General features: G+C 69.8%; 7 protein-coding genes and 1 other RNA gene. 2 read left to right on the forward strand and 6 right to left on the reverse strand.

The window, feature by feature from the left end; translation table 11 throughout:
* The first annotated feature begins 3 nt into the window (after positions 1-3).
* Entirely contained in the window at positions 4-1,263 is a 1,260-nt protein-coding gene (locus tag ACFV9O_RS23200; RefSeq protein ID WP_385420779.1) for an MFS transporter, read from the forward strand.
* Here ACFV9O_RS23200 and ACFV9O_RS23205 read toward each other — a convergent pair.
* The 6 genes from ACFV9O_RS23205 to ftsE form a co-directional block, all read right to left on the reverse strand.
* Positions 1,260-2,336, reverse strand: a complete 1,077-nt coding sequence (locus ACFV9O_RS23205; protein WP_385420766.1) for a hypothetical protein — start codon at positions 2,334-2,336, stop codon at positions 1,260-1,262. The two genes, ACFV9O_RS23200 and ACFV9O_RS23205, sit on opposite strands and share 4 nt — an antisense overlap.
* Positions 2,337-2,567: 231 nt before the next feature.
* Positions 2,568-2,937, reverse strand: a transfer-messenger RNA (tmRNA) gene (ssrA, locus tag ACFV9O_RS23210).
* Positions 2,938-3,055: 118 nt separating this feature from the next.
* Entirely contained in the window at positions 3,056-3,535 is a 480-nt protein-coding gene (smpB, locus tag ACFV9O_RS23215) for an SsrA-binding protein SmpB (protein WP_385420768.1), read from the reverse strand.
* Between the two features lie 18 nt (positions 3,536-3,553).
* Positions 3,554-4,735, reverse strand: a complete 1,182-nt coding sequence (locus ACFV9O_RS23220; RefSeq protein WP_385420770.1) for a S41 family peptidase — start codon at positions 4,733-4,735, stop codon at positions 3,554-3,556.
* A gap of 68 nt (positions 4,736-4,803) precedes the next feature.
* Positions 4,804-5,721: a permease-like cell division protein FtsX gene (gene ftsX, locus ACFV9O_RS23225; RefSeq protein WP_385420772.1), complete on the reverse strand. Its 918-nt coding sequence runs from the start codon at positions 5,719-5,721 to the stop codon at positions 4,804-4,806.
* A gap of 40 nt (positions 5,722-5,761) precedes the next feature.
* On the reverse strand, positions 5,762-6,451 hold the full coding sequence (ftsE, locus tag ACFV9O_RS23230) for a cell division ATP-binding protein FtsE (RefSeq protein ID WP_242337182.1): 690 nt from the start codon (positions 6,449-6,451) through the stop codon (positions 5,762-5,764).
* A gap of 263 nt (positions 6,452-6,714) precedes the next feature.
* On the opposite strand from ftsE, the gene ACFV9O_RS23235 reads away from it, so the two are divergent.
* A complete protein-coding gene (locus ACFV9O_RS23235) occupies positions 6,715-6,906 on the forward strand; it encodes a hypothetical protein (protein ID WP_385420773.1) in 192 nt (63 codons plus the stop codon).
* Positions 6,907-7,055 lie beyond the last annotated feature (149 nt).

The following is a 7,055-nucleotide window of genomic DNA, read 5'->3' on the forward strand; positions in this document are numbered from 1 at the left end:
CAGATGACCACTTCCGGCGGGACGCTGGTCCTCGCGCCCGGCTTCCAGGACCCTGGCCACGCACGGGACCCCGCGCGCCCGCCGGGCCCTTACGCCCGGCTCTTCCGCACGCCGGGCGCCCGCGCCTTCACGGCCGGCAATCTCATCGCCCGCCTCCCCATGGGGATGTTCAGCGTGAGCGCCGTGATCATGATCGCGGGGGCACGCGGCTCGTACGCGCTCGCCGGGGCCGTCACGGCGGCCGGTCTCGCCGCCACCGCCGTCGTCGCCCCGTGGACGGCGCGGCTCGTGGACCGGTACGGCCAGGCCCGTGTCGCCGTCCCCGCCACCGCGCTCGCCGTGCTCGGCTCGCTCGCCCTGCTGCTGTGCGTGCGGTACGACGCCCCCGACTGGACGCTGTTCGCCGCGTACGCCGCCACCGCCACCACGCCCAACACGGGCGGGATGTCCCGCGCCCGCTGGGCCCACCTCCTCAAGGGCGACCCCGGGGCCCTGCACACCGCGAACTCCTTCGAGCAGGCCGCCGACGAACTGTGCTTCATGCTCGGCCCGGTGCTCGCGGCCCTTCTCTGCTCGGCACTGTTCCCCGAGGCCGGCACGCTCGTCGGGGCCGTGCTGCTGCTCGCGGGCGTCCTGGTGTTCGCGGCCCAGCGCGCCACCGAGCCGCCGGTCGCCCCCCGGGCCCCCGTGGGCTCGCCCGTCCGCACGCCGGGGATGGTCCCGATGCTCGCGGTCTTCCTCGCGACGGGCGCGGTCTTCGGCTCGATGGAGGTCGTCACGATCGCGTTCGCGGACGGCCCGGCGGCGGGGCCGGTGCTGGCCCTGCAGGCTGCCGGCTCGTGCGTGGCGGGGCTGGCGTACGGAAGGACGCGCCGCGGGGCAGGCCTGCGGACGTGCCTCGCCGCGATGACGGCGTTGATGGCCCTGCCGCTGCTGGCCGCGGCCGCGACCGGGTCGCTGCTCGCCGTCGCGGGTGCGCTGCTGGTCGCGGGCATGGCGACCGCGCCGACGATGGTGACCGGGATGGGCGTGATCCAGCGCCTCACCCCCGAGGGCCGGTTGAACGAGGGCATGACCCTGGCCGTCACCGCGCTGCTCGGCGGGATCGCGCTCGGTTCGGCGACGGGCGGCTGGACGGTGGAGCACGTGGGGGCGGTGCGGGGCTACGGGATCCCGGTCGCGGCGGCCGCCGTGGCCCTGCTCACGGCGGCCGCGGTGGACCGGCGGCCGGGCCTGTCCTGTGGCTCAGGCCCTAGCACCTAGCTCTGCCTGAGCGGCGGCATCGGCAGCGGGATCGAGTACGCCGTCGCGCCCGCGCCGACCCCGCCCTCGCAGGTGTTCGGCGGCTGGGTGCCCAGCCCCCGGTCGGACGGCTTCTCGGCGGCCCAGAACATGAAGCCGAGCATCCCCGCCGTCGTCCCGGCTCCGTTCGGAGCGACGTTCTGGACGAACGACCCGGTCGCGTTCTGCAGCGAGTTCGCGAAGTCCGTGCACTCGGGCATCGGGCTGCGCCCGTAGCCGATGTACAGCCCGCCCGTGAACTTGGCGGGCGCCAGCGGCGGAACCGGCGGCGCGTACTGGGGCTTTCCGTCCACGTGCTCCTGCCAGTTGGCGATCGCGCCGCTCACGGACGGCTGGCGCGCCGGGACCATCGCGTTGGCGTAGTCGAGCACGGGTGTGTCCGTGCGCAGCCAGTCGGCGGTCGCCTTGCGGTTGATGGCGATGAGCCAGCGGTCACCGGCCGCCGTGTCGATCGTCAGCCGCGCCGCGGGGTCGGCGCCCGTGGCGTCGTAGGGGTGCTGGGAGCGGTACGCGTCGATGAAGGACTGCAGACCGGCCAGGTTCGGGTCGGTGTTCTGCTCGTAGTCGATCTCGATGCCGACGCCGAGGTCGCGGGCGACGGCCGCCGCGTTCAATCCGAGCTGGGTGGCGTTCTCGGCGAGGGCCGCGTCCCATTCGTCGGTGTAGGTGATGCCGCCGATGGAGAGCATCACGCGGATCCCGTGCGAGGTGAAGTACTGCACGATCTCGGGCGTCATGCCGCGCGGGACGCCGTTCACCGTGGTGGCGTCGTTCGTGCGGTGCAGCAGCTTCAGCGGCTCCACGAAGCTGAGGACGACCAGATTGACCGAGGGCCTTCCGTCACCGCGGTCGATCAGCCAGTGGTTCATCGAGTCGAACTCGCCGACGCTGCGTACGCGCCCCCAGGTGCAGGCGTCGTCGCTGCAGTGCCAGGCGCCGTACACCTGGAGCGGCGTGGCGGCGGCGGCCGGCGGCTGGGTGGGGACGAGGAAGGCGATCAGGAGCCCGAGTACCGCGACGAATCTGTGGCGCATACATACCTCCGAGGAGGGAGCGGCCGATGGGAAGCGGGGGATGGCCCGGGCAGCGTGGCAGGTCCATACCAAGTCGGCAAGGGCGTGTGCGCGGGCGTGCGGCAGTCGGCGCACCGACGGCGTACGGGCATGACAAAGGCCCGGCCGCCGTAGTGGCTGCCGGGCCTGTGCCGCTGTGTTCAATCGACTACATGGGATGACGGGGTCGGTGGGGGCATGCCCCCACCCGTCCAGTGGAGATGGCGGGAATCGAACCCGCGTCCAACGGTGCAGAATCAGGGCTTCTCCGTGTGCAGTCCGCTGCGCTTTTCTCGGCCCCGGAGATCACGCGGACAAGTCTCCGACGGGCTCAGTCACTGTTTGATTTCCCTCCAGGCCCCGTGACCGGGTCCAGAGGTTTAGTTCCCTAGCTGATGCCAGGATCCGGGTCGGGAACAGCCCCGGGCTGACACTTCGCAAGTCGCTACTTAGGCAGCGAGGGCGAAGGAATCGCGCTTGGTGTTGGCGATTATTGGTTGCGACATATGGTTTACGAGATCATTGCCGCTTCCTCGACACGCTTCCCCTGCTTCGACATCCGCTGTCGAAACCGATCATCCCCATGTTTGCCACTATTGAATTAAGTACAGCTCGAAGCACGTCCCCTCCAGGAGGACGTGTTCCATCGTACGTGACCAAGGCACGACGGTGCCAGCCTATTCCCGCCCGGTCGGGCGAGGTCAGGCCCGCTGACGCCGCCGCGCCGCCGACATCGCCCGGTCCGCCTCGCGCCGGTCCTGCTTCTCGCGCAGGGTCTGCCGCTTGTCGTACTCCTTCTTGCCCTTGGCGAGCGCGATCTCGACCTTCGCCCGCCCGTCCTTGAAGTACAGGGACAGGGGCACGATCGTGTGACCCGTCTCCTGGGACTTGGACTCCAGCTTGTCGATCTCCTCCCGGTGCATGAGGAGCTTCCGCTTGCGCCGGGCGCTGTGGTTGGTCCACGTGCCCTGGCTGTACTCCGGCACGTGCACGTTGTGCAGCCACGCCTCGTGGTCGTCGATCTGGACGAACCCGTCCACCAGCGAGGCCCGCCCCTGACGCAGCGACTTGACCTCGGTACCCATCAGCACGAGACCGCACTCGTAGGTGTCGAGGATGTGGTAGTCGTGCCGCGCCTTCTTGTTCTGCGCGATCAGCTTGCGCCCTTTTTCCTTTGCCATAGTGCGGTCATTTTCGCACTACGAGCGGGTGCCGAGGCCACTCAATACCGTCTGGGCCCGCTCCTCGGCCCGCTCGCTGACCGCGAGGTCCGGCGTGATGCCCTTGCCGTCGAGGTCACGGCCCGCCGGCGTGCGGTAATGACCGACGGTGAGCTCGGCGACGGACCCGTCGGGCAGCCGCTCCGGCATCTGCACGGACCCCTTGCCGAAGGTGCGCGAACCCACGGTGACCGCGCGGCCACGGTCCTGGAGCGCCCCCGCGACCAGCTCGGCCGCGCTCATCGTGCCGCCGTCGACGAGGGCGACGACGGGTCGCTCGGTGTCCCCGCCGGGGGCGGCGTACAGGGCCTTCTGCTCGCCGTGCACGTCGTACGTCGCGACCAGGCCGCCGTCCAGGAAGGCGGAGGCGGCGGTGACGGCCTCGGAGACCAGGCCGCCGCTGTTGCCGCGCAGGTCGAGCAGGACGCCGGCACCCGCGGGGGCGTCCCGCACGGCTTCCCGTACGCGCTCGCCGGTGCCCTTGGTGAAGGCCGCGACCTTGATCATCACGGCCGGTCCGTCGAGCTGCTCGACGGTGACGGCCTCGGTGTTGAGCCGGGCCCTGCGGAGCGTCTCGGTCCAGGTGTGCGCGCCGCGCTGGAGGCCGAGGACGACGGACGAGCCGACCGCTTCCCCCGCGCCGCTCGCGGCGTCCCCGCGCAGGAGGGCGACGACCTGGCTGACCGGGCGGCCGTCTATGGACTGCCCGTCGATCGTGCGGATCTCGTCACCGGTCCGGATCCCGGCCCGCTCGGCGGGGCCGCCGCGCTGCACCCGGGCGACCTCGACCCGGCCGTCGGCGCCGCGCCTGGCCCACAGTCCGACGCCGGTGTACGCGCCGTCGAGTGCCTGCTGGAACTCCTCGTACTCCCCCTTGTCGTACACCGCGCCCCAGCGGTCGCCGCTGCGGCTGACGACCTCCTCGGCCGCGTCCGCGACGGACTTGCCGTCCGCCATCGCGTCGGCGGCGGCGCGGGCGATCTCGTCGGGGTCGACGGTCGCCGCGGCGGCGTGGGCGGCGGGCAGCGAGGGCGGCTTCGCCTCACCTATCGGCAGCAGTTCGGTGGCGGACGCGGTGGCGAGGATGCCCGCGAAGAGGAATGTCAGGGCCGCCCCGCGGCGGTATCCACGGGGCATCCAGGGTGATTCGGGGCCCAACATGGCGCCCACTCTAGGACAAGCGAAGGGCGCCGTACGGCCGTTGACCGTACGGCGCCCAGGGGCGCTTGTCACACCTTGAGGTACTTGCGCAATGCGATGAAGGCGGCCATGGCGGGCATCAGCAGACCGATCGCGAGCACCAGCGGAAGCTTGGTGATCACGGCGTCCCAGCCGATGAAGTTGACCAACTGCATCTTCTCGGAAAGCGCGAGACCGTTGTCGATCAGGAAGTACCGCCCGACGAGCAGCAGGACGCAGGCGACCGCGCCGCCGAGCAGCCCCGCGAAGGCGGCCTCCATGATGAACGGCATCTGGATGTAGAAGCTGGACGCGCCGACGAGCCGCATGATGCCGGTCTCGCGCCTTCGGCTGAACGCCGATACGCGCACGGTGTTGACGATCAGCATCAATGCGATGATCAGCATCAGGCCCATGACGAACAGCGCGGCGACATTCATGCCGTTCATCAGATCGAACAGGTTCTGCAGGATGTTGCGCTGGTCCTGGACGGACTGCACACCGTCCCGGCCGGCGAAGGCGGTCGCCACCACCTGGTACTTCTCCGGGTCCTTGAGCTTGACCCGGAACGACTCCTGCATCTGGTCCGGGGTGATGGTCGCGGCGATCGGGGTGTCGCCGTACTGGTCCCGGTAGTGCTTGTAGGCCTCGTCGGCCGACTCGTGATGGACGGTCTCGACGACGTCCATCTTCTTGAGATCGGCCTGGATCTCGTCCTTCTGCTGGGCGGTGACCGCGCCCTTGGAGCACTTCTCGTCGGTCTCCGCGTCGTTCTTGTTGCAGAGGAAGATGGAGACGTTGACCTTGTCGTACCAGAAGTCCTTCATGGTGCTGACCTGCTCACGCATGAGCAGCGCACCACCGAAGAGCGCGAGCGACAGGGCCACGGAGACGATGACCGCGAAGGTCATCGTGAGATTGCGGCGGAGACCGACGCCGATCTCCGACAGTACGAACTGGGCGCGCATGGCGAGTCTTTCAGCCTTTCACTCTTGTCGCTCTACGTGCTCAGTGCTGGTAGCCGTAGACGCCGCGCGCCTGGTCTCGTACGAGACGGCCCTGCTCGAGCTCGATGACGCGCTTGCGCATCTGGTCGACGATGTTCTGGTCATGGGTCGCCATCACCACTGTCGTACCGGTCCTGTTGATCCGGTCCAGCAGCTTCATGATGCCGACAGAGGTCTGGGGGTCGAGGTTGCCGGTCGGCTCGTCGGCGATCAGCAGCATCGGGCGGTTGACGAACGCACGGGCGATCGCGACGCGCTGCTGCTCACCACCGGAGAGCTCACCGGGCATCCGGTCCTCCTTGCCGCCGAGCCCGACGAGGTCGAGGACCTGGGGCACGGCCTTGCGGATCTCACCGCGTGGCTTGCCGATGACCTCCTGCGCGAAGGCCACGTTCTCGGCGACGGTCTTGTTCGGCAGCAGGCGGAAGTCCTGGAAGACGGTGCCGAGCTGCCGGCGCATGTGCGGCACCTTCCAGTTCGACAGGCGCGCGAGGTCCTTGCCCAGGACGTGCACCATGCCGTGGCTGGCGCGCTCCTCGCGCAGGATCAGCCGCAGGAAGGTCGACTTTCCGGAACCGGACGAGCCCACGAGGAAGACGAACTCCCCCTTCTCGATCTCCAGGGAGACGTCGCGCAGGGCGGGGCGGTTCTGCTTGGGGTAGCTCTTGGAGACGTTGTCGAATCGGATCACGGGTGCACCACGGTCGGCCGGGAGTAGGTGTCCGTGACCATACGCGAAGGGGGACGGCGCGCGCAGTTGCCGTCCGGAGTTGCGCGTTTTGTCCGTTACCGGAATGGGCGTATTCCGACGAGGCGCGCCGAAACGCGCGCGAGCTGGCACAGTGGTACGGGGAACGGATGCGTTTCCCGGAGCGTTGGGCTGAGCAGACACGCTGAGGAACGCTGCGAGATGGTCTCGGCCGGCGACTCCGCCGCGCGGGAGGAGGAGAGCGCATGACCTACGACCGACTGGTGTGCGCCAACTGCGCGGCGCCCGTCACCGAGGGCCGGTGCCCCGTCTGCCGTGCCAATCGGGAGCGCCTGCAGCAGGACGGGCCCCTGGCGGGCCTGAGCCCTACGGCTCTGCTGGCACTGCTGGTGGCCCTGGTGGCCGCGGTGGCGCTGCTGGCCCACCAGACCGTGTAGAGCTTCCCCGCAGCCGTCGTGAGGACGCACAAGGGCCCGGAGCGCCGATAGGCGCTCCGGGGTACCTTTTGCGTTGTGTCGCCGTCCGCTTGCGGTGGCCAACCACGGTGTGGCTAACTCCGAAGAGGCGGGGGGGGATGTGGGAGCCG

The organism is Streptomyces sp. NPDC059909 (genome assembly GCF_042730885.1).
Lineage (GTDB): Bacteria > Actinomycetota > Actinomycetes > Streptomycetales > Streptomycetaceae > Streptomyces.

What these genes read in the sequence shown, in the direction of transcription:
- ftsX (WP_385420772.1), bottom strand. Translation starts at nt 5,721, where the DNA reads ATGCGCGCCCAGTTCGTACTGTCGGAGATCGGCGTCGGTCTCCGCCGC.
- ACFV9O_RS23205 (WP_385420766.1), bottom strand. Translation starts at nt 2,336, where the DNA reads ATGCGCCACAGATTCGTCGCGGTACTCGGGCTCCTGATCGCCTTCCTC.
- ACFV9O_RS23235 (WP_385420773.1), top strand. Translation starts at nt 6,715, where the DNA reads ATGACCTACGACCGACTGGTGTGCGCCAACTGCGCGGCGCCCGTCACC.
- ACFV9O_RS23220 (WP_385420770.1), bottom strand. Translation starts at nt 4,735, where the DNA reads ATGTTGGGCCCCGAATCACCCTGGATGCCCCGTGGATACCGCCGCGGG.
- smpB (WP_385420768.1), bottom strand. Translation starts at nt 3,535, where the DNA reads ATGGCAAAGGAAAAAGGGCGCAAGCTGATCGCGCAGAACAAGAAGGCG.
- ACFV9O_RS23200 (WP_385420779.1), top strand. Translation starts at nt 4, where the DNA reads ATGACCACTTCCGGCGGGACGCTGGTCCTCGCGCCCGGCTTCCAGGAC.